This is a genomic window from Actinomycetota bacterium (assembly GCA_009923495.1).
Taxonomy (GTDB): Bacteria; Actinomycetota; Actinomycetes; order S36-B12; family UBA5976; genus UBA5976.
This window is the reverse complement of record RFTJ01000048.1, coordinates 1-1,590: the sequence shown is the minus strand read 5'-3', so window position 1 is coordinate 1,590 and position 1,590 is coordinate 1. Positions and strand designations below refer to the sequence as shown.

Annotated in this window: 1 protein-coding gene; it reads right to left on the bottom strand. The window is 47.0% G+C overall.

Annotated elements, in window-relative coordinates; genetic code table 11:
- Window positions 1–1,590, bottom strand: a 1,590-nt coding sequence (locus EBS36_07415; protein ID NBU32976.1) for a fibronectin type III domain-containing protein, incomplete at both ends; no start/stop codon positions are given.

The following is a 1,590-nucleotide window of genomic DNA, read 5'->3' as shown; positions in this document are numbered from 1 at the left end:
GCAACTGGAATCGTCGTTAGATACGGGTCACTACTTCCGTTATCGGTGAATGCAACAATGCTGACTTTGTAGGTTGTTGCATTGGCTAAACCGCTCAAATCCAGTACGGTTGCTGGAGCTTTAAGCACCTTGCCCTTCGGGTTAAGTTTGGCGGCAAGTGTTTTTGTAACAGTTTTCTTGCCTGGCGCACTTAATGTAACTACATACTTAGTTACTGGCGCTCCACCATCGAAGATCGGCTTGTTCCAAGAAGCATGTACCTGGCCTGGAACTGGACACTTAACAGTTACCGAGTTAACCGCAAAAGGCGCTGCGCCTTTAACCAACATGTTTACTGACCCAACTGAAAGCGCGCCTTTGGTTTTCAAAGTGTAAACACCAGATCTTGTTGGGCAAACAAGTAACTTGGCTTTGCCCGAAGAATTGGTTAGCGCCGAAAGAACTGGTTTAACTTTTTTGCTTGAGCATGATGTTAGCTTTGCCCCGGCAGGTGGAATTAAAGTGACCTTTACGCCCGAGCTACCAAGTGCCTTTGATCTGCCTAGGTGAGAATTTCGAAACGCTCTTAACGACGATGCAGTTCCGAATCCTGCCGAAACAACAACTGGAATCGGTTCACCTAGCGAACCTTGTACTGATGATGAATCGAATGTAGCAAAAGGAAGAGAGCGAAGTTTGATGGTTTCAAAGGTGCTGCTCATGTATCCCGACTTTGTCTGCGAAATCACTCCATCGTCATACTTAACTTCGACAAATGGATTTTCATTCGTAAAGCCCCAGACGGTGAAATTGCCATTAACATCTGTCAGGCCGGAAAGTGGCGACAAATTCGCAAGCGTGTAGGTGAACCCTTGGTAAGAAGTTGTATCGGAGCGCTCACCAATTTGTGACATTGTAACTTCAACATTTGAAAGCGGCTGACCACTGGAAAGGATTATATGGGCCGTACGTCGAGCAACTACAGGTGCTACTGGAACAGTTAATACATTTGTCTTTAAGCCGAGAACTGCATGCCATAATCCCGAGACTGTTGTCCCATCCTGCATTTGAGCATTTTTCAATGTGACAGTAACGCGACCTGCAGGCGCTCCTGGAAATTGAATTACTCCATCTGCCGTGAGGCCGTATGTAATCTTGGACCGAACTGATCCATCATCCATAAACCAAGTTATTGCTCCTCCGGTTACTGGCAAGCCATTGGAGTCGATGACAGAAACTGTCATTTGAGGAAGGCCACCGGTAGTAACTACGAAATCCTCGCTCATTGGGCCGTCACCTTCGGCATTAGTTGCGAATATTCGAATTAGTCGAGCCTGAGATTGTTTGAGTCCATTAATTGTGTAACTAGTCTGGCTTGGATCTAGAACTATTGGCTCTGACCATGTTTTTCCATCATCGCTGATTCGCATTGTGTACTTAAGAATTGGCGAACCATTGGAATTCGGTGCAGTCCATCGGAATGTGATGTGATCGTCGGCTAGATCCGGATCACCAAACGCATCGGTAGGTATAGCGAGATCGGTGATTGAATCTGGCGGAACGGCAGTTTGGGCAGCATCGGACGAACCGGACCATGAACCTGGACCCTCG